Origin of the sequence: Chitinophaga sp. YR573 (assembly GCF_900110995.1) — a bacterium.
Taxonomy (GTDB): domain Bacteria; phylum Bacteroidota; class Bacteroidia; order Chitinophagales; family Chitinophagaceae; genus Chitinophaga.
On the sequence record NZ_FOJF01000001.1, the window covers coordinates 1,322,339 to 1,342,413 of the forward strand.

The window sequence follows — 20,075 nt, forward strand, 5'->3', positions numbered from 1 at the left end:
ATGTTAAAACATTGGACAAACATTATTTTTACATTTATAAATGAGCCTATGGAACTGGTAATCGTTAATAATGAACAGACAGCAAAACAGTTTCTGGAAGTGCATGTTACTATCAACAAGCAGTTTCCGGGATGGATACGTCCTCTGGATAGGGATATAAAAATGGTTTTTGATCCTGAGAAAAATAAAGCATTCCGTAACGGAGAGGTCATCCGCTGGTTGCTGAAAAATGAAAAAGGAGAACTGATAGGGCGTATAGCCGCCTTTGTGAATAAAAAATATAAAACCAAAGGAGATGAGCAACCAACCGGTGGTGTGGGCTTCTTTGATTGTATCAATGACCAGACTGCTGCCAACTTCCTGCTGGATGCGGCCAAAGCATGGCTGGAAGAAAGAGGTATGGGCGCCATGGATGGTCCTATTAACTTCGGGGAGCGTGACCGCTGGTGGGGATTACTGGTAGAAGGTTTTTACGAACCGCTCTATTGCATGAACTATAATCCTCCTTATTATCAGCAATTATTTGAAACATATGGTTTCCAGGTATTCTTTCACCAGATCTGTTATGCTACCCGGGTAGACCATAACCTGCAGCCTAAATTTATCGAGCGGCATGCAAAGCTGGCCCAGGACCCTGGTTATGTAGCTAAATACATCGATAAGAAACACCTGGCAAAATATGCAGAAGACTTCTGCACCGTTTATAACAAAGCCTGGTCTAAACATGGTGGTGGTAAAGACATGACCAAACAGCAGGCTTACCTGATCTTTAAGACCATGGCTCCGGCAATGGATGAAAGGATCGTGTGGTTCCTGTATTATAATGATGAACCGATAGGCTGCTGGCTGAATCTTCCTGAACTCAACCAGTTCTTTAAACATATGAACGGGAAGTTCGGGCTGTTACAGAAATTACAGTTCCTCTGGCTGAAGAAGATAGGTGCTTCCAAGAAATTTGTAGGGATTGTATTTGGTGTGGTACCGGAGTTTCAGGGGAAAGGAGCAGATACTTTCATGATTGTGGAAGGAGCAAAGATCATTCAGCATAAACTGCCTTATACAGAGTATGAGATGCAGTGGATAGGAGATTTTAATCCTAAGATGATGAATATTGCGGAAAACCTGGGAACAAAGCGCAGCCGTAAACTAACTACTTACAGGTTCCTTTTTGACAGAACGAAAGAGTTTAAGAGACATCCGATATTAGGTTAAAATAAAAGCCGGTTTCTGTAGAAGCCGGCTTTTATTTTTTAACAGATTCTATCACCTGTTCGTTATTACGGGGCAGATGCCGGATGATCACATTATAAATATCTCTTTCTCTGAAAGGTTTTAGCAGGTAATCGTCAAAGCCTACTTCCAGGAACGCATCATTATCCGGCAGGGTAGTATCTGCCGTTAAAGCCAGTACTGGAACATTTGCTTTCAGAGAATCTTTATCAGTCCTGATTCTTTTCACTACTTCTATACCACTCATACGGGGCATCTGCAAATCCAGCAGCACCATGTCGTAATTGTTTGCACAAAACAGGTCATAAGCAGCTTTACCGTCAACGGCCTTATCAAACCGGCATTTCCAGCGGGTGAGTATCTTTTCTATCAGTACCAGGTTCATTTCCTGATCGTCTGCCACCAGCACATACCGGCCCTCCATAAAGTCGCCCGTCATCTCTTCCACCTCACGTTGTGTAATCAGTATCGTTTGCCTTGCAGGCACCACCCTGTAATGAATGTTACAGGATACCGTACTGCCGGCACCTTCAATGCTGCTGATATGGATATTCCCGTTATGTAGCTCCAGCAGACCTTTGGTAATGGCCAGCCCCAGTCCGGCCCCATTCACAGCAGCAACATAAGGCACCCGTCTCCGGGAAAAATGTTCGAATATAAAAGGAAGTGTTGTAGCAGGAATCCCTCTGCCGGTATCATTCACCACGATGCTGACAGCAGCTTTCTCATCCAGCGTCTTATCTACCTGCATTCTGAGGCTAACAATGCCACTGTCTGTATAACGGATAGCATTCTCACCCAGGTTAGTAAGGATCTGTTTCAGCCGGGCTTCATCCCCTGTTATCTGTATCTGCCGGTTACCTTCATAAATGGCATTCAGTTCCAGTTGTTTGCGGGAAGCCTGCATCCGCAGTATAGTAGTAACGACGGTAAAAGTATGATAGAGGGAAAAAGGCTGTTGTTCCAGTTGTAGTTCGTTCTTCTCCAGCTTACTGAGGTCCTGCACGTTATTCACCATCTTCATCAGCATATTCCCTGCATTCTCAACGGTTTTGAGTAGTTCCCGCTGATCTTTTTCCAGGGAGCTGTGCGACAGTTGTTCCGCGAAGCCAACGATAGCATTCAACGGGGTACGTATTTCCTGGTTAATATTGGTAAGAATGTCTACGCGTGACTGTAATTGCTGAGCGATTATTTCATCTTTCTGCAACAATGTTTTCTTCATCCTCCTGATACGCAGCAATGCCAGTAACAGCAATGAGAACAAACACAGTACTACTATGCCTAAAGCCACCTGCACCTGGGCTAACATTAATGTGATTATTTTAATAACAATCAACTGAAACATTACAAGCATTTGAAGTTAAAAAAACATTAGTGCTCCTTATCAAGCATAACAAACGTACTAAAGCTGGTGGATGATTGATGAAGTTTGTTGATTATCAAAATGATAACTACAACTAAATTATACAAAACTGATGAGATAGAAAACTTTTTACCCTTTTGTTATAGTCAATTTACAGATACATCCCTGCTAAAATAGAATTATATTTAACCTCTTTTTGTTTCTGTTCGATGCAAACCAGATAATAACTATGTCCAACGTGTATCCTGCCGGTGCCAACCCAGCAGAGGAGTCCTATATACAAACGACTGCTTTTTTAAGAAAGCAGATGATTAAAATGGTGATAGGTGTGTTGCTGTTTTTTATGGCTTACTGTGTATTACTATCGCTTGCGGTTATACTGGCTGCAGGTTGTATTGCAGGAGGCGTATTAATGATTATCCGCATGCCTGATTATGCCCGTCATATCGCAATACCAGTAGGTATTGCCATGATGATCCTGGGTATAATGCTGGTGATATTCCTGGTAAAGTTCCTGTTCAGCAGGCAAAAACCTGCCAACCCTTACCGGATGGAAATTTTTGCAGAAGAGCATCCCGGATTATTTGCATTCATTCACCAGCTGGCGCTTGAAACAAAAACCCGGTTTCCTAAACGGGTATTCCTTGTACCGGACGTAAATGCAGGTGTTTTCTATAATTCCAGCTTTTTGAGCATGTTCTGGCCTTCCGGTAAAAACCTGGAGATAGGTATGGGACTGGTAAACAGTTTGAATATCAGCGAGTTCAGGATGGCCCTGGCACACGAATTCGGTCATTTTACCCAGCGTAGCATGGCCGTAGGCAGTTATGTATACTCTCTCAACAAAGTGGCCCATAATATATTATATGAAAACGACAACTGGAATACAGCCATCACGCGCTGGTCGGGCTTCGGGCTGTTGAATATCTTCTTTTCCAGGGTTACGGTGTATTTAGCCAATGGGATCCAGTACCTGCTGCGTAAAATGTATACGTTGCTGAACCGCCAGTATATGAAGCTGCGCAGGGAAATGGAATTTCATGCAGATGCTGTGGCATTGTCTGTATGCGGTACACAAACCGCTGTATCCACCATGCGCAGAACGGAAATGAGCATTTTCTGTTTTGCGAACTGTTTGCAGCAACTGCCTGAACTGGCAGAAGATCAGCTGAAGTTCTTCAATATCTATGAAGCACATCTGGCTATGATTCGCCATTATGCTATCCGGAACAATGTGCCATTGGATGAAGACCAGTTTCCGGTGATTACGGACGACTACTTCAGGACTATCTTAACCAGCCAGATAAAGTTAGGTGACCAGTGGGCTACTCACCCTACCCGGGAAGAGAGGGAACGCAGGTACCTGGCAGCAGACATCCCCTCCCAGACTGTTCATGGCAGCGCCTGGTCGCTGTTCAATAATGCGGAACAACTACAGGAAGCTATGTCTGCCCTTATTTATGAGCTGGAAGTTCCGGATTCCGGGTTATGCGATTTATATACTGTTGATGAGTTCATTTCAGACATGGAAACAAAACAGGTGATCTTTGCACTGCCCCGGAATTTTCATGAATACTATGATAACAGGCCCTTTCCAACTATCAGCAATCCGGTAAGACTGCCGGATGACGTAATGGACAAGCTCTCATTTTATGCATTGTATAATCCTGAGAACAGTCAGCGTATACGTCGTTACTTTATGAACCGGCAGGATGCGGAAACCCTGCAGGCGATAGCAGATGGTGATATCAAAGTGAAGTTTTTTGAATTTCAGGGAATACAATATCCTGTGTCACAAGTCCGGACACAACTGCCTGGTTTACAGAAAGCAATTGAGCTGGATGGTGAATGGTTGAGGGAAAACGATCAGTTGGCCTTTTGTTATCATTATACCTGGGCCAATGATAAAGCTCCCCGGCTGCTGGAGCAGTATAATTTAGTACATCTCTATGAAGACCAGGCAACCTGGCTAAGTAATATTGCGGCGAAGATCATGGAAAGCATTACTTATATTTTTGGTTCCGGTGGTATCAGTGTTAAAAAGTCGCTCCCCTATTTTGACCAGTTAAGAGCCGCCAGCAAGGAATTACAGGGTTTCCTGGGTCAATATTCCAATGATAATCTTATTGCTGCCCACTGGGAGCCTGTGTTAGATGAGCAGATCGGTCACTTTTTATCTTACGATTATGTTTATCTGCTGGAAAATGAACCGGTAAATATAGAAATACAGCATGTACATGCCATCATTTCCGGGGTACTGGAACATTTTAATAACAGTGTTCTGCTGATGAAAAAGGAGTTACTGGAGATGATGCTGCCAACCTCTCCATAGTTTTTGGGCTATCGCCTATGGACAATTTTCTGTACTTTCGGCCTTGCGAATGAAGAAGACATATGGAGAATTTTATAGTTTCTGCCCGTAAATACCGCCCACAGAATTTTTCTACCGTAGTAGGACAAGCACATATTACCACCACCCTCAAGAATGCTATCCGCAATAACCAGCTGGCACATGCCTTTTTGTTTTGCGGTCCGAGAGGGGTAGGTAAAACCACCTGTGCGCGTATATTGGCCAAAACCATTAATTGTGAGAACCTTCAGCCTGATGGGGAAGCCTGTAATCAGTGTCATTCCTGTACATCATTCAATGAAGGCAGTTCTTTTAATATTCACGAGCTGGATGCGGCGTCTAACAACTCTGTAGATGATATCCGTACCCTGGTGGAGCAGGTACGTTTTGCTCCGCAGGCAGGCAAGTACAAAATCTATATTATAGATGAGGTACATATGCTCAGTTCTTCCGCTTTTAACGCGTTCCTGAAAACGCTGGAAGAACCGCCTCCTTACGCCATCTTTATCCTGGCGACCACAGAAAAGCATAAGATCCTGCCAACTATCCTCAGTCGTTGTCAGATCTTTGATTTTAAACGTATTACTATTCAGGATACGGTAGATCACCTGCTGGAGATCTGTCAGAAAGAAAATATTGAAGCCGAAACAGACGCCCTGCACCTGGTAGCCCAGAAAACAGACGGCTGTATGCGTGACTCCCTGAGTACACTGGATAAGATCGTCAGCTTTACAGGCGGACATCTTACCTATTCCAATACACTGGAACACCTGAACATCCTCGACTATGATTACTTCTTTAAAGTAATGGAAGCTGTGATGGTACAGGATGTAGCTACTGCCCTGCTGATCTTTGACGAAATTCTGCAAAAAGGATTTGAAGGAGATAATTTCCTGAATGGCTGGGCAGAATTTCTGCGTAACCTGCTGATGTGCAAGGAAGAAAAGGTGATGCACCTGGTAGAAGTATCAGGTAATCTGAAAGACCGCTACCGGCAGATGTCTGGCAAGGTGAGTCCTTCTTACCTGATCACAGCTCTGCACCTGCTGAACGAAACGGAGATCAACTACCGCATGGCGCGTAATAAACGCCTGCATGTGGAGATGGCGCTGATAAAACTGTGTTACCTGCAACAGGCAGTAACTTTAGTGAGTGATGAGCAGACCGGTGAGGTAGTAAAAAAAAAATTAGTAGCTGATGGGGCAGTGCCCCAGCGCCTGAGAGCTCCTTTTGCGACATTAGCGCCAAAGGCAACTGCCGGACAACCAGCTACTTCAGCGTCTATTGCTGCTAATGAAGCGAGGCTGACGATAGAGACGCCGGAACCGGTGAAGACGGTGCCTACTACTCCAGTAGTTAATACTACTAATACTGGTGTACCTCAGCCTAAAACAGGCGGACTTACTTCTATGAAGGAAGCGCTGGCAGCAAATGGCACGATACCTGTGGCTACTTCTACCAAGCCCACTACCCCGCAACCTAAAATGACCGGCCTCGCCGCCATGAAGGAAGCACTGGCAGCAAAACAACAGACTGGCCCGGTAAAACAAGCAATCCCTATCACATTAGGCGCTTTACACGTTTACTGGGAAGAATTCATCGATCGCTTCCGGCAGGCTAACAAAATGACAGTTGTGAGCAATCTTCAGTTAGCAGCTATTACACTGCCTGCTCCTGAAGAAATAGCGATTACCAGCCGTAATATTGTGCAGTTCCGTTTTATGGAAGAAGAAAAGCTGGCTATTTCAGCCTTTTTCAAAGACAAATTCCATAACCTGGGCATTGTGCTGACCCTGCTGCTGGATGAAACTCAGCAAGCCGTGGATATAGGCCCTGCCCCACTTTCCAGCCGGGAACAATTTCAAAAGATGACGGAAAGTTACCCGCTGATAAAAGAGCTGAAGGACAGACTTAATCTTGAACTTGATTTTTAATAAGGATACCGGAAGGACATCTTCCGCAATCCGACTTTTACAATTCGCATTTCTTTTGTAGGTTTGAGCAAAATTTGGAAAAAGACTATGGCAGAAGTTATCAGAATGCCCCTTTTGAGTGACACAATGACTGAAGGGGTGATCGCGGAATGGCATAAAAAGGTAGGAGATACCGTAAAAGCAGACGATGTAATTGCTGAGGTGGAAACTGATAAGGCCACCATGGAAGTAATGGGATATGTTGAGGGTACACTTTTATATATCGGTGTGGAGAAAGGTAAGGCTGCTAAAGTAAATGGAATAATAGCTATTGTAGGTAAGCCAGGTGAGGACTATAAGTCTTTGCTGGAAGGCGGTAATAATAATGCACCGGCAGCTGCTGCTCCTGCAAAGGAAGAAGCTAAGCCTGCTGCAGCTGCACCTGTTGCAGATAATGGCGCAGCAGCGGAAGCGCTGAAAAACGCTACCGTTATCCGTATGCCATTGCTGAGTGATACGATGACAGAAGGTAAGATCATTGCCTGGAACAAGAAAGTGGGTGATACCGTGAAGAGTGATGATGTGCTGGCAGAAGTAGAAACCGATAAGGCGACTATGGAAGTGATCGGTTATGCAGACGGTGAATTGCTGTATGTAGGTGTGAAAGAAGGAGATGCAGCCAAAGTAAATGGTATCATCGCTATCGTAGGTAAAAAAGGAACAAATATAGATGCTATACTGGCTGCTGAAGGCAAACCTGCAGCTCCGGCAGCGAAAGCAGAAGAAAAGCAGGCTACTCCGGTAGCATCTGCAGCCCCTACTGCTACTCCTGAAGCATCTTCTTCAGATAACGGCCGTATCAAAGCCTCTCCTCTTGCCAAGAAACTGGCAGAAGAAAAGGGTATCGATATCAAACAGGTAACCGGTTCCGGCGACAGCGGCAGGATCATCAAGAAAGACGTTGACAATTATGTACCAGCAGCAGCGCCTGCACAGCAGCCTGCCAAGGCAGCCGGAGCGCCAGCAGCGAAAGCAGCAGCATTCGTGCCAGCCGGACAGGAAGGCTTTACTGATATTCCGCTGACACAGATGCGTAAGGTAATTGCCAAACGCCTCAGCGAAAGCAAATTCTCGGCACCTCACTTCTACCTGAAAATAGATGTGAACATGGAGAAAGCCATGGAAGCCCGTAAATCAATCAATGAAATCTCTCCGGTTAAAATCTCCTTCAATGATATGGTGATCAAAGCATCTGCTTTGGCACTGCGTCAGCATCCTGCTGTTAACAGCAGCTGGTATGGTGATTTCATCCGTCAGAACCATCATATTCATATCGGTTCCGCTGTAGCTATCGAAGAAGGTCTGATCGTTCCGGTTGTTCGTTTTGCAGATCAGAAAACCCTGAGCCAGATTGCTGGTGAAGCAAAAGACCTGTATGATAAAGCGAAGAACAAGAAACTGCAACCACAGGATTTCTCCGGTAATACCTTTACCGTTTCCAACCTGGGTATGTTAGGTATCGACGAATTCACCGCTATCATCAATCCTCCGGATTCTGCAATCCTGGCGGTAGGTAATATCAAGGAAACTGTCATCTCTGAAAAGGGTCAGTTCAAAGCAGTGAACATCATGAAGTTAACCCTCAGCTGTGACCACCGTAGCGTGGACGGAGCAGTAGGCGCACGCTTCCTGGCTACACTGAAAGGTTACCTGGAGAACCCGGTAACTATGCTGGTATAGTCTTTAAACTATCTTATCATTATAATAACAGGCATTTCGTTTTAAACGGAATGCCTGTTTTGTTTATAGGATGTTATTGCACCTTGAGTATTTGGGATTTGCCATATAATTATTTAAATTTAGGTAGCCCCATAATAATACCACATATGGAAATTCCTAAGAATGCATTAAACTGGTTCGAAATCCCTGTACATGATTTTGACAGGGCAAGGAAATTCTACAGCCAAATTTTTGATTATGAAATGCCTGAAAGTAACACAGGTTACAAACGAATGGGCTTCTTCCTTTATGATCATCAGAACGGCGGCGCAGGCGGCGCTATCGTACAGGGAGTAGAATACCTCCCCAGCCAGCGTGGCACATTAATATACCTGCACGCCGGCAATGACCTTATCACTGTACTAAACCGTGTAGAAGATGCAGGAGGTAAAATAGAACTCGGCAAGCGCCCCGTATCCGAAGAACAGGAACTTGGCTACTTCGCTATCATCTATGATACAGACAACAACAGGGTCGCCCTCCACTCTATGCATTAAGCATACTTTCAAATACTTTTGAAAGTTCAGTAACTATGTATATCTTTGTGTCATGAAGTTAACAGAGGCAAAGGCACAATTTATTCAAACCTGGGGTTCCCTGGGTGCTCAGTGGGGTATTAACCGCACAATGGCCCAGATCCACGCGTTGCTAATGATTATGCCCGATCCTTTAAGTGCAGAGGATATTATGGCGGAACTCAATATCTCCCGCGGTAATACCAATATGAACGTGCGGGAACTGATCAACTGGGGACTGGTAGAAAGAGTGCTGATTCCCGGTGAACGGAAAGAATACTTCAGCGCAGAGAAAGATATCTGGAAAGTTGCCACCGACATCGCCCGTGAAAGAAAACGTCGGGAACTGGACCCTATCATCAAAACACTCAACCAGTTACAGGAAGTAGAAGGCGATACCAAAGACAAACATGTCAAAGCCTTTAAAGACTCTATCCAGAATATCAACAAATTCGCTCATCAGACAGAGAAAACGATCAGCACCTTCATTAAATCTGAAGAAAGCTGGTTCTACTCTACCCTGCTGAAGCTATTCAAATAGCTTTTTTTTGCCTATATATTTCAGTATTTATTGAAAGTTCTGAATCATATACAACAGGCGCTCGAAAATATCATAGCCCAGCTGCCAAGGAGGCGGTATCAGCTTCTTTAGCGTTTCTGGTTTAATGTTTGTGTTTTAAGATTGAAGGATGCGGGGCCGGCACTTGTCGGCCCTGCTTAATTTAAAACAAAGATTATGAGCGATAAGAAACTAACGGTGGTATTGGGTGCCTCTCCTAACCCGAACAGGTATAGTTACCTGGCAGTAAACCGGTTGGTAGCCAAAGGACATCCCGTACTGGCTATCGGTAAAAAAGACGGACAAATAGGCGATACTCCCATCACAAAAGATCATCCTCTTCCCGAAAATGTAGATACGGTAACGTTGTATATGAATCCCGGATTACAGAAGGAATACTACGATTATATCTTCCGGCTGCATCCCAAAAGAATCATCTTCAACCCCGGTACAGAGAATGATGAACTGGCAGAACAGGCAGAAAGTAAAGGGATAGAGCCCGTGGAAGCATGTACGCTGGTGATGCTGAGCACCGGACAATACTAGTTATCTGAATATTTTGTATATTCGGATATACCAGATTCATAAGACGGGCATTACTATCAGACAGGCATTAATGTAACTGCGGAGCCTATTCACTCTAATCATATATACAATGATGAAATGGAGAAGATTCAACGGCGAACCAATTCATTTGCCCATTAAGGAAGAAGTGCGTGAAGCCATTATCCGGGAAACCGGTAAGGGTTTTCACCTGAAAGTATGTATTGGCACAGACTCACAGGTAAAAGGTGCTGACACGGAATTTGCTACAGTGATCGTTTTTCTGCGCGAGGGACATGGAGGTTTCATGTTCATTCACAATGAAAAAACCAAAGATGTTTATTCCATTAAAGAGCGTATGCTCATTGAAGTGGCCAAAAGCATTGAGATCGCTTACGAACTCTGTGACATGTTCACCGACTACGATGTAGACATGGAAGTACATGCAGACATTAACACCAATCCTCAGTTTAAAAGTAACCTGGCTTTACGCGAAGCAATGGGTTATATACTGGGAATGGGATTCGCCTTTAAAGCCAAACCGGATGCATTTGCCAGCAGCTGCTGTGCAGATAAGATGGTGAACTAAAAGGCTGTTAACCTTACTATTACCCCCCTTTTTGGACGTGCTTTGCACATCCATAGGAATTTATCCCCCTTAACTTTCCTCTTTTTGCAGTATTTGTAACATTAAAAAGGCCATCCCCGTTTTAACGACAAATCCACTTCATGTATATCCGTATCTGTACCGTATTACTGTTTCTGCTCTGCTCAGCTTCTCAATGTAAAAAGGAAAATATAAAAACGCTGCGCGATAAATTAAAGGGTAGCTGGAAACTGGAATACTATACAGGAGGATTTACAGGAAGGGGCTCCAAACTCGCTCCGGGAAGGCTCTCCATTACAAAATTTGATAAAGTTATAGAATGGAAATATGAGCATGATACTATGGTTTCATCACTTCCATACACTGTTGTAATGTACAATAACCAACCCTGTGTCAGGATAAAAGATCAGCAGCAGACCATCAATTATTCCGTTGCTATCAGCCATGATACACTCTTCATGCAACAGATGGATGGTGCAGATATGTTTGGAGAAGTATATACCCGTTATTAGGCTATCGCCCTGAACTGCATATTCATTTCATCAATAAAAGTCAGGATCTTATCCCTTCCCATTTTCTTTTCAGTACTGGTAACGTAGTTGGCAGGCAAAAACTCCCAGGTTTCCTTTAACTTATTGAGGAAGGCTTTTACATTACGGCTCACATTCAGCTGTGTGCTCTTATCTGCTTTGGTAAATACCAGGCTGAAAGGAACACGCCACTCACCCAGTTGGTTAACAAAGTCCAGGTCTAATTGCTGAGGTGTATGACGGCTGTCTATCAATACAAATACGTTCACGAGGTTCTCACGTTTACGCAGATAATCTTCTATCATCCTCTCCCATTTCTTACGCTGTGCCTGGCTTACTTTGGCAAAGCCATAACCAGGTAAATCGACGATATACCAGTCCTTATTGATCACAAAGTGATTGATTAACTGTGTTTTACCCGGAGTACCGGATGTTTTGGCCAGCTTCTCGTGGTTGGTCAGCATATTTATCAGAGACGATTTTCCCACATTGGAACGGCCTATAAAGGCATATTCCGGCAGCGTAGCCGGCGGGCACTTGTCATATTCCACATTGCTGATAAGATATTCTGCTGATTTAATAATCATATTCTTGCTTATAGTTCGCGGTCCCGGGACCGCCGAATGTTTTAAAATACAAAAGTACTTCTTATCCCCCTCACATTATCATATTTACACCCTAACTTTGCGGGCTATGTCAGATAAGAAGATAGTGCCATTTGCTACGTCAAATTTAAGCAAGAAGGAACAAATAGCGGAAATGTTCAATGACATTGCTTACCGCTACGACTTTTTGAACCATTTTATGTCCATGGGGATAGATATCCAGTGGCGTAAAAAAGCATTGAGGAAATTAAAAGATCTGCAGCCAAAAAAGATGCTGGATGTGGCAACCGGGACCGGGGATTTTGCCATTATGGCTCATAAAATGCTGCAACCCAATAGTGTTACGGGTATAGACATCTCCGAAGGGATGCTCTCCCATGGCCGCGAAAAGATCAATAAGCTGGGCCTCTCCGATAAAATAACCCTTGAATTGGGGGACAGCGAAACAATAAGTTTTCCCGACCAGACGTTTGATGCCATAACGGTGGCGTTTGGCGTGAGGAACTTTGAACACCTGGAAAAAGGACTGTCAGAAATGTTACGTGTACTGAAGCCGGGGGGTAAATTAGTGATACTGGAATTTTCTAATCCCACTGTTTTTCCCATTAAACAATTATATAATTTGTATTTTCGCTATATTACACCTCTGATAGGGAAATGGATTGCACGAAGCGAAGCAGCATATAGTTATCTGCCGGCATCAGTAAAAGCATTCCCACAGGGTAAAGAAATGTGTAATATTTTAACTAATACCGGTTTCCAAGCAGTAACATGCAAAAAACTTACATTCGGCATCAGCTCTATTTATTGCGCATCCCGCTAGTACTATTCATCATCCTATGGAATTCAGGTGGTGCGAAAGCACAATACCAGATGAATATGGAAGAACACGATGCCAAACCCTATTATTTTGGTATTACCCTCGCCGGGAATAACTCCAACTTTAAGTTGTTTCATGATGATATCTTCCTGAAACAGGATTCTATCGTAGTGGCAGAACCATTAAAAACCTTTGGATTTAACCTGGGTCTGCTGGGCAACGTACGTCTGAGTGAGTTTTTTGACCTTCGTCTCAATCCTCAGCTGTTATTTGCGTCCAAAAACCTCTTCTATAAAGAGAACTATCCATACCGGGAAACAACCAAAAACATTGAGTCCATCCTCATCAGTTTTCCTATACAGATAAAGTTTAAGTCGGACCGTATCGGTAACATGCGTGTATACACCATTGCCGGTCTGAAGTACGACTATGACCTTGCTTCCAATGCCAGGGCCCGCCGTGCGGAAGAACTCGTTAAGATCAGAGCAGGCGATTATGGTTATGAACTGGGAGCAGGCTTCGAGTTCTATTTCCCCAGCTTTATCTTCTCTCCCGAATTCAAAATCAGTAATGGTTTGGGTAATGTACATGTGAAAGACCCCAACCTGCGCTACTCTAATGTCATCGATAAACTGCAATCCCGCATGCTCGTGTTTTCTATACACCTGGAAGGATAGTATAAACGACAGTTTATTATCTTTGCGGCTATGCAGAACTACTTAATCCGTAATATATCCGTGGTAAATGAAGGACAAACCACGGTACAGGACGTATACATCAGGAACGACCGCATTGAAAAGATAGCTCCTCAGCTACAGGTCACAGAACAATACACCGAAATTAACGGGGAAGGTAAACACCTGCTGCCGGGCGTCATAGACGACCAGGTACATTTCCGCGAGCCGGGTCTTACCCATAAAGCCAACATCTATACGGAAGCCCGTGCAGCCGTAGCCGGTGGTACTACCAGTTTTATGGAAATGCCTAATACAAACCCTGCTGCCCTCACCCAGCAATTACTGGAAGATAAATATGTCATCGCTTCCCAGCATTCATTAGCCAACTACTCCTTCTTTATGGGTGTGGCCAATGATAATACTGAAGAAGTACTGAGAACAAATGAAAAGAAAGACCGCATCTGTGGTGTAAAGATCTTTATGGGATCTTCCACCGGTAATATGCTGGTAGACAATTTCATTACACTGGAACGCATTTTCTCCGGCAGTGAGCTGCTCATCGCTACCCACTGTGAAGAAGAGAAGATTATCAAGGCCAATATGGAGAAATACAAACAGGAAGTAGGGGCTGATAATCTTACCGTGGCCTATCACCCGCTGATCCGTAATGAAGAAGCCTGTTTCGAATCATCCCTGGTAGCTATCCAGTTTGCCAAGAAACATAACTCGCGCCTGCACATCCTGCATATCTCCACAGAAAAGGAATTGCAACTGTTCAGCAATATGCTTCCCTTAGCAGAGAAACGTATTACCGCAGAAGTATGTGTACATCACCTTTACTTCACCGCAGACGATTATGCCCGTTATGGCAACCTCATAAAATGTAATCCTGCCATCAAAGCAGAACATAACAAACACGGCCTCTGGAAGGGACTGCTGGATGACCGTCTGGACATCATTGCTACCGACCATGCCCCGCATACCTGGGAAGAAAAACAGCAGCCTTATTTACAGGCGCCGTCTGGTGTTCCTTTGGTGCAGCATAGTCTGCTGATGATGCTGGAACATGTAGCACTGGGTAATATCTCTATAGAAAAAACAGTAGAGAAAATGAGCCATGCTCCTGCTATCTGCTTCCAGATCAAAGACAGGGGATATCTCAGGGAAGGCTATTTTGCTGATTGTGTGATTGTAGATCTCCAACAGGCTACTATGGTAGATAAAAGCAATGTGCACTACAAATGCGGATGGTCGCCTTTTGAAGAACATACATTCCCTGCTGCTGTTACACATACTTTTGTAAATGGCCATCTGGCCTATGAGAACGGTACCTTCCATGAATCGGTGAAAGGGCAGCGTTTGCTGTTCAACCGTTAATTATGGAAACTGCGGTTTTCTACATCTATATCAAAATAAAATATACCTGTGCATGGAATTGGATAAAACGACCTACTATGATCTCTCTATCTTTAACCGTGAAGAAGAGTTCTCGCTTTTTCATAAGCTGGACTTTACCACTACCACGGGTGGGAGAGATTATTTGAGGCAACTGTATGGTACGCCTCTTCGCGACATCCCATCTATTCAGAACAGGCAGCAGGCTTTGCAATATATACTCGAACAGGAAGATAGCTGGCCGGTGGAAATCACCAACGGTACTATCGTGGTGATGGAGAATTACCTGGAAGCACAGATTGCGCCTATCAGTAATCCTGAAGGCATTTCTTTAATGGTAAGTGCTGTACTTACCCGCACAATGTATGCGCCTGATTATGGCTTTATCCAGTTTTCCTTTACACAGTTACTGCATCTCCTGAAAGGTTTCCGCGGACTGGTTCGCGGATTTAATACAGATCAGACACCGAAGGTGTTAAAGCACTTGCTAGACAGGGCACATCACCTGTTATATCAGAAAGAATTCAACGACATCATTGCTGCTGATGAACAGGGTACTATCTCCTTTGTGCAGATCCTCCGTTATGATCATTATATCCGTAAAAAACATCGTAAAACGATTTCCGAGTTACTGGATATCTATCGTAAACTGGATGCCTTTTATGCCATGGCGAAAGCTGTGCGGCACTTCAATTTACAGTTCCCTGTTTTTGATGATCAGCCTAAACCTTTTATTGAATTAGAAAGACTGTATCATATTATTTTACCCAAACCAGTATCCTATGATATCGCGTTAAAACCACAATCTCATTTTCTGTTTTTGACAGGCGCGAATATGGCGGGTAAAACGACCTTTATTAAAGCGGTTGGTGTGGCAGTATTCCTTGCTCATATAGGCATGGGGGTACCGGCTCAAAGTATGCGTCTCAGTTTTTTTAACGGTATCTTCAGTAATATCTCTGTTACAGATAATATCTTTAAGGGAGAGAGTTATTTTTATAACGAAGTACAGCGTATCAAGAATACGATTGTTAAGATAACTGATAACAGAAAATGGCTGGTGCTGATAGATGAAATGTTCAAAGGCACTAATGTGGAAGATGCCCGGAACTGTTCTCTGGCGGTGATTAACGGGTTATTACAGAGTACCAGTTGCCTGTTTATCTTATCCACACATTTGTATGAAATTGCAGATGAATTAGAGAAAGCTCCTAATATCCGGTTTAAATATTTTGAATCAGAAGTGATAGATGATAATCTTTATTTTACTTACCAGTTGAAAGATGGTATTGCAAAAGAGAAGATTGGCTATTTGATATTGAAGAGAGAAAAAGTTTTAGATCTTTTGAAAGAGATCAAATAACTTAGTAGGATAATTTTCATCCATGATTGTTAAAACCTTTGGCAGCGCCGTTCAGGGCGTAGAAGCCATTTCCATTGTCATTGAAATAAATGTAGCACCTAAAGGCACTAAGTTCTATATCGTCGGGTTACCTGACAATGCTGTTAAAGAAAGTGAACGGCGTATAGAATCTGCTATTACTAATTTAGGTTACCGTTTCCCCCGCTTCAGAACTGTCGTGAATATGGCTCCGGCAGATATCCGCAAAGCCGGTTCTGCTTATGATCTTCCCATTGCCCTTTGTTTAATTGCCGCTTCAGGGCAAATTAATGGCGAGCAGTTACAGCATTATACTATCATGGGTGAATTATCTCTTGATGGAACTATCCTGCCCGTACGTGGTGCTTTGCCTATGGCCATACAAGCCAGGCAGGAAGGTTTTAAAGGACTTATATTACCAGCGCAGAACGCCCGCGAAGCTGCTATGGTGAATAACCTGAACGTATATGGCGTTACACATCTTCGCGAAGTGATCACCTTCTTCCAGGAACCGGGTACTTTACAACCCATACAAGTGAATACACGCGAGGAATTCTTCTCAACCCAGCATCATTTTGATATAGACTTCAACGATGTAAAAGGGCAGTATACCATCAAACGTGCGATGGAAATATCTGCTGCAGGTGGGCATAATGCTTTATTAATAGGCCCTCCCGGCGCAGGTAAAACGATGCTGGCCAAAAGACTTTGTACTATATTACCTCCCTTAAGTTTACAGGAAGCGCTGGAAACGACTAAGATCCATTCGGTGGCGGGTAAATTACCTGTGCATGCTTCTTTAATTACACAACGGCCTTTCCGTTCTCCACACCATACTATCAGTGATACAGCATTGGTAGGTGGTGGAACGATTCCCCAGCCAGGAGAAATATCCCTCGCACACAATGGTGTATTATTCTTGGACGAACTCCCGGAGTTCCGCCGTAAAGCATTAGAAGTAATGCGGCAACCTATTGAAGAACGTAAAGTCACCATTTCCAGGGCTAAAATGTCTGTAGACTTCCCCGCAGGCTTTATGCTTATAGCTTCTATGAACCCCTGCCCTTGTGGCTATTTTAACCATCCTGAGAAGGAATGTACCTGTCCACCGGGCATGGTACAACGTTATCTAAACAAAGTCTCCGGACCTTTAATGGATAGAATAGATTTGCAGATAGAAGTAACACCGGTACCGGTAAATTCCCTCTTAGAACACACTACAGGAGAATCCAGTGAAGTCATCCGCCAAAGGGTAATTGAAGCAAGGGAAATACAGATACAAAGATTTGTAGCGCATACGGGTATCCATTGCAATGCACAGATGAGTACAAAATTGATGAATATATATTGCAAACTGGATACTCCCTCAGGGACCTTATTACGAAACGCTATGAATAAGCTGAAACTATCCGCCAGAGCTTACGATAGGATATTAAAAGTAAGCCGTACTATAGCGGATTTAGCTGCCGAAGAAAATATACAGCCTATGCATATTGCGGAGGCTATACAATACAGGAGTTTAGACAGGGAGAATTGGTGGGGATAGTTGATTACCACGCAGTTGAATAACTATCAGAAACATTCAACAAAAAGCAGATAAAAAATTAAGTATTTTCATGTCATTCACAGATTAATAATAGCAACATGAAGTATCTAATCCTATTTTGTTTTACACTATTAATAACAAATTGCGATGCACAGACAAGTCCTGTAAATGTGGCAAAGGAATACCTTTCTGCTATTGACAACTTTGATCATGTTAAGGCAAAAAAATTGCTTATCCTGAATGACAACAACCTTAAATCATTACAAAATATTAAAAAAGCTTCGGACAGTATGACACCATCTGAAAGAGCTAAATACGTCAATAACAAAAAGATTTATCATTTTACAGAAGAAAAGGTTTCAGCTGAAACAGCCAAAATTATTGCAACCAACAACCAGGGGGCTTTTAATGTTGCCATAGTGTTTAACCTGAAAAAGGTTGGAAATAAATGGTTGATTAATGATTATACAAGCGGTTTTTAATACCTGCCTGTGCAGGTATTAAAAACCGCATCCTATAAAATAGTAGGTTTCTCTTTATGAGCCATGTATGTTATCGATTGGAGGGTAATACCCCCACAACAACTGGCGATTCCTCATACTCTTTGTCTATTGCCTTTCTTACTATAAAACGGTAGCAATCTTCCGGTTTTGTGGCCCATAAGGCTGTCTCATTTAATTGATTATCAATAAGTTTTCGCCACTTCTCAAAGGCTCCTTGCTTTTTGCTAATTATAACGTCTTCGGCGTAAGCACTATTCATTTGCTGCCGCCCTGCTTTGGCATCTTTTATAACAGTTGAATACATAAGAAGTGAAACTCCATATCCTTTCATTGAATCCTGGTACCTGGACAATTGTTGTCTCGCCCACCTGGCCCAGGTCTCAGCAATGTCAAAATAAACCTGCTGTATCGCTATCTCCATTGTATCATTTGTAATAGCATAAGATGCTGTTTTGTCAAAAGCAGGTGCGACATATACTTTTTCTAATTTCCGCCCCCGATCTTTCTTTTTTTTGGGGACATCTAGAATTGACCATAATCCAATGTAAGCTTCCGACTGTAACCCAACTTTTTTGTACAATTCTGTATACTTTCCACCAACCGTGTCTCCTCTAAAATCATTATAAGTCAATGTGATACCAGGCTGCCAAAAAATATAGGCACTGTCATGAGTTGGGTAATTAACCTGAGCAAAAGAGTTTAAGCTTACAATTAATAAAATAAAAGTAATAGTCAACTTAATCATATTATTTAAATTTAGGTATATCGATTTAATCTTATTTCCTAACTGAAATTACCGTTTGTAACAGGACAGAAGTCATTACAAAAAGTAACCCAACATAAAACGATAGATTCAATTCCTTACTCTCATTAAAGAATATAAAAGCCAATATAATTGCATATACAGGTTCAAGATTAAAACTCAGATTCACTGTAAAAGCGGATATGCGTTTTAAAGATTCGGCAAACAAAATGTAAAGACCCACAGTACAAAAAGAAGCTAACAAAATCAGGTATCCTGTATCTTTCAGACCTGGAACTATGCTTGTTACAGGAAAGAAATGAAGATATACAGGAAGTAAAATGCCCAGACCAACTGTCCCTCCCGTCATTTGATAATAATTGATTAGTCTACTGTCATATGTTCTAACCAGTCTCTCATTATATATAGTGTACAGCGCAGCAAAAGCTGAAGATATTACGCCCAGACCTATACCTAACTGATATGACGAATCAAAATGGAAAATTAAACCTATACCCAGCAATGTAATCACACTCAACAACAATTCGGTTAAATTAAACCTGCGCCGATTTATCAGGGGGCCAAAAATGGCAGTGAAAAAACTGGTTAAACAATAACAGACTACTCCCACCGAGATGTTCGAATACTTGATACTGGCATAGAAAAACACCCAATGAACAGTAATGAACATCCCAATTTTCGCAATATCAAATTTCTCTTTGAATTTGATATTTGTCGTTACTCTGAATAGTTTTAATATAATCAATAAGATAACAGCGGAGAAAAATACCCTGTACCAGACTAAGAGCCCTTCGTTGAGAGATATGAGCTTACCAAATACACCGGTAAAACCAGCAAGAATTACTGCAATGTGTAAGACCAAATATGATTTTTTCATATAGAATTATCTGCCCGTTCTTAAGAACAAGAAATTAAAGATTAATAAATAAACCGGCTTGTTGCTACAGTCAAAATGACGATAAACAAGGTGTGCTAATTATTAAACTCTGGGCG

General features: G+C 42.8%; 19 protein-coding genes. 15 read left to right on the plus strand and 4 right to left on the minus strand.

From position 1 onward, the window contains the following. Positions 1-48 precede the first annotated feature (48 nt). Positions 49-1,212: a hypothetical protein gene (locus BMW86_RS05540; protein WP_089783571.1), complete on the plus strand. Its 1,164-nt coding sequence runs from the start codon at positions 49-51 to the stop codon at positions 1,210-1,212. A 31-nt stretch (positions 1,213-1,243) separates the two neighbouring features. Here the strand turns inward: BMW86_RS05540 and BMW86_RS05545 are convergent, their stop codons facing one another. Then, positions 1,244-2,578 (minus strand): ATP-binding response regulator, encoded by a 1,335-nt coding sequence (locus BMW86_RS05545; RefSeq protein ID WP_177189162.1) that lies wholly within the window; start codon positions 2,576-2,578, stop codon positions 1,244-1,246. 247 nt (positions 2,579-2,825) lie between these two features. Here BMW86_RS05545 and BMW86_RS05550 point away from each other — a divergent pair, with 247 nt between their 5' ends. The 8 genes from BMW86_RS05550 to BMW86_RS05585 all read left to right on the plus strand — a co-directional run bounded on the left by BMW86_RS05550 (position 2,826) and on the right by BMW86_RS05585 (position 11,374). Then, complete coding sequence (locus BMW86_RS05550; RefSeq protein ID WP_089779749.1) at positions 2,826-4,928, plus strand: M48 family metalloprotease; 2,103 nt, start codon at positions 2,826-2,828, stop codon at positions 4,926-4,928. 62 nt (positions 4,929-4,990) lie between these two features. After that, the gene (locus BMW86_RS05555; protein WP_089779751.1) at positions 4,991-6,880 is read left to right on the plus strand and encodes a DNA polymerase III subunit gamma/tau; all 1,890 of its coding nucleotides are present in this window, start codon (positions 4,991-4,993) and stop codon (positions 6,878-6,880) included. An 87-nt stretch (positions 6,881-6,967) separates the two neighbouring features. Continuing rightward, entirely contained in the window at positions 6,968-8,599 is a 1,632-nt protein-coding gene (locus BMW86_RS05560; protein ID WP_089779753.1) for a pyruvate dehydrogenase complex dihydrolipoamide acetyltransferase, read from the plus strand. Positions 8,600-8,745: 146 nt separating this feature from the next. Beyond that, positions 8,746-9,135: a VOC family protein gene (locus BMW86_RS05565; RefSeq protein ID WP_089779755.1), complete on the plus strand. Its 390-nt coding sequence runs from the start codon at positions 8,746-8,748 to the stop codon at positions 9,133-9,135. 52 nt (positions 9,136-9,187) lie between these two features. After that, on the plus strand, positions 9,188-9,694 hold the full coding sequence (locus tag BMW86_RS05570; protein ID WP_089779757.1) for a GbsR/MarR family transcriptional regulator: 507 nt from the start codon (positions 9,188-9,190) through the stop codon (positions 9,692-9,694). 195 nt (positions 9,695-9,889) lie between these two features. Beyond that, complete coding sequence (locus BMW86_RS05575; protein WP_089779759.1) at positions 9,890-10,258, plus strand: CoA-binding protein; 369 nt, start codon at positions 9,890-9,892, stop codon at positions 10,256-10,258. 112 nt (positions 10,259-10,370) lie between these two features. Next, a complete protein-coding gene (locus BMW86_RS05580; RefSeq protein WP_089783572.1) occupies positions 10,371-10,844 on the plus strand; it encodes a ribonuclease H-like YkuK family protein in 474 nt (157 codons plus the stop codon). A 140-nt stretch (positions 10,845-10,984) separates the two neighbouring features. Next, positions 10,985-11,374: a hypothetical protein gene (locus tag BMW86_RS05585; protein ID WP_089779761.1), complete on the plus strand. Its 390-nt coding sequence runs from the start codon at positions 10,985-10,987 to the stop codon at positions 11,372-11,374. Here the strand turns inward: BMW86_RS05585 and yihA are convergent. Next, entirely contained in the window at positions 11,371-11,979 is a 609-nt protein-coding gene (yihA, locus tag BMW86_RS05590) for a ribosome biogenesis GTP-binding protein YihA/YsxC (protein ID WP_089779762.1), read from the minus strand. The genes BMW86_RS05585 and yihA overlap by 4 nt on opposite strands. A gap of 106 nt (positions 11,980-12,085) precedes the next feature. Here yihA and ubiE point away from each other — a divergent pair, with 106 nt between their 5' ends. The 6 genes from ubiE to BMW86_RS05620 all read left to right on the plus strand — a co-directional run bounded on the left by ubiE (position 12,086) and on the right by BMW86_RS05620 (position 18,298). Beyond that, a complete protein-coding gene (gene ubiE / locus BMW86_RS05595; protein ID WP_089779764.1) occupies positions 12,086-12,820 on the plus strand; it encodes a bifunctional demethylmenaquinone methyltransferase/2-methoxy-6-polyprenyl-1,4-benzoquinol methylase UbiE in 735 nt (244 codons plus the stop codon). Beyond that, positions 12,805-13,494 carry a type IX secretion/gliding motility protein PorT/SprT gene (locus BMW86_RS05600; RefSeq protein ID WP_255372856.1) on the plus strand — a complete coding sequence of 230 codons (690 nt, stop codon included), beginning with the start codon at positions 12,805-12,807 and terminating at the stop codon, positions 13,492-13,494. The genes ubiE and BMW86_RS05600 overlap by 16 nt, the downstream gene beginning before the upstream one ends. A gap of 30 nt (positions 13,495-13,524) precedes the next feature. After that, the gene (locus BMW86_RS05605) at positions 13,525-14,871 is read left to right on the plus strand and encodes a dihydroorotase (protein WP_089779768.1); all 1,347 of its coding nucleotides are present in this window, start codon (positions 13,525-13,527) and stop codon (positions 14,869-14,871) included. 52 nt (positions 14,872-14,923) lie between these two features. Then, positions 14,924-16,252 (plus strand): MutS-related protein, encoded by a 1,329-nt coding sequence (locus BMW86_RS05610; RefSeq protein ID WP_089779770.1) that lies wholly within the window; start codon positions 14,924-14,926, stop codon positions 16,250-16,252. A 22-nt stretch (positions 16,253-16,274) separates the two neighbouring features. Further along, complete coding sequence (locus BMW86_RS05615) at positions 16,275-17,816, plus strand: YifB family Mg chelatase-like AAA ATPase (RefSeq protein WP_089779772.1); 1,542 nt, start codon at positions 16,275-16,277, stop codon at positions 17,814-17,816. A gap of 98 nt (positions 17,817-17,914) precedes the next feature. Continuing rightward, complete coding sequence (locus BMW86_RS05620) at positions 17,915-18,298, plus strand: hypothetical protein (protein WP_177189163.1); 384 nt, start codon at positions 17,915-17,917, stop codon at positions 18,296-18,298. A 70-nt stretch (positions 18,299-18,368) separates the two neighbouring features. Here BMW86_RS05620 and BMW86_RS05625 read toward each other — a convergent pair whose 3' ends face one another. Continuing rightward, positions 18,369-19,064: a hypothetical protein gene (locus BMW86_RS05625; RefSeq protein ID WP_089779775.1), complete on the minus strand. Its 696-nt coding sequence runs from the start codon at positions 19,062-19,064 to the stop codon at positions 18,369-18,371. 31 nt (positions 19,065-19,095) lie between these two features. Further along, positions 19,096-19,959 carry a DMT family transporter gene (locus BMW86_RS05630; RefSeq protein WP_089779777.1) on the minus strand — a complete coding sequence of 288 codons (864 nt, stop codon included), beginning with the start codon at positions 19,957-19,959 and terminating at the stop codon, positions 19,096-19,098. Positions 19,960-20,075: the final 116 nt, after the last annotated feature.

Excerpts from the sequence above, each read along its gene's own strand:
- yihA (WP_089779762.1), bottom strand. The coding sequence starts at position 11,979 with ATGATTATTAAATCAGCAGAATATCTTATCAGCAATGTGGAATATGAC.
- BMW86_RS05550 (WP_089779749.1), top strand. The coding sequence starts at position 2,826 with ATGTCCAACGTGTATCCTGCCGGTGCCAACCCAGCAGAGGAGTCCTAT.
- ubiE (WP_089779764.1), top strand. The coding sequence starts at position 12,086 with ATGTCAGATAAGAAGATAGTGCCATTTGCTACGTCAAATTTAAGCAAG.
- BMW86_RS05555 (WP_089779751.1), top strand. The coding sequence starts at position 4,991 with ATGGAGAATTTTATAGTTTCTGCCCGTAAATACCGCCCACAGAATTTT.
- BMW86_RS05580 (WP_089783572.1), top strand. The coding sequence starts at position 10,371 with ATGAAATGGAGAAGATTCAACGGCGAACCAATTCATTTGCCCATTAAG.
- BMW86_RS05570 (WP_089779757.1), top strand. The coding sequence starts at position 9,188 with ATGAAGTTAACAGAGGCAAAGGCACAATTTATTCAAACCTGGGGTTCC.
- BMW86_RS05565 (WP_089779755.1), top strand. The coding sequence starts at position 8,746 with ATGGAAATTCCTAAGAATGCATTAAACTGGTTCGAAATCCCTGTACAT.
- BMW86_RS05615 (WP_089779772.1), top strand. The coding sequence starts at position 16,275 with ATGATTGTTAAAACCTTTGGCAGCGCCGTTCAGGGCGTAGAAGCCATT.
- BMW86_RS05605 (WP_089779768.1), top strand. The coding sequence starts at position 13,525 with ATGCAGAACTACTTAATCCGTAATATATCCGTGGTAAATGAAGGACAA.
- BMW86_RS05545 (WP_177189162.1), bottom strand. The coding sequence starts at position 2,578 with ATGTTTCAGTTGATTGTTATTAAAATAATCACATTAATGTTAGCCCAG.
- BMW86_RS05610 (WP_089779770.1), top strand. The coding sequence starts at position 14,924 with ATGGAATTGGATAAAACGACCTACTATGATCTCTCTATCTTTAACCGT.
- BMW86_RS05585 (WP_089779761.1), top strand. The coding sequence starts at position 10,985 with ATGTATATCCGTATCTGTACCGTATTACTGTTTCTGCTCTGCTCAGCT.
- BMW86_RS05560 (WP_089779753.1), top strand. The coding sequence starts at position 6,968 with ATGGCAGAAGTTATCAGAATGCCCCTTTTGAGTGACACAATGACTGAA.
- BMW86_RS05540 (WP_089783571.1), top strand. The coding sequence starts at position 49 with ATGGAACTGGTAATCGTTAATAATGAACAGACAGCAAAACAGTTTCTG.
- BMW86_RS05620 (WP_177189163.1), top strand. The coding sequence starts at position 17,915 with ATGAAGTATCTAATCCTATTTTGTTTTACACTATTAATAACAAATTGC.
- BMW86_RS05575 (WP_089779759.1), top strand. The coding sequence starts at position 9,890 with ATGAGCGATAAGAAACTAACGGTGGTATTGGGTGCCTCTCCTAACCCG.
- BMW86_RS05630 (WP_089779777.1), bottom strand. The coding sequence starts at position 19,959 with ATGAAAAAATCATATTTGGTCTTACACATTGCAGTAATTCTTGCTGGT.
- BMW86_RS05625 (WP_089779775.1), bottom strand. The coding sequence starts at position 19,064 with ATGATTAAGTTGACTATTACTTTTATTTTATTAATTGTAAGCTTAAAC.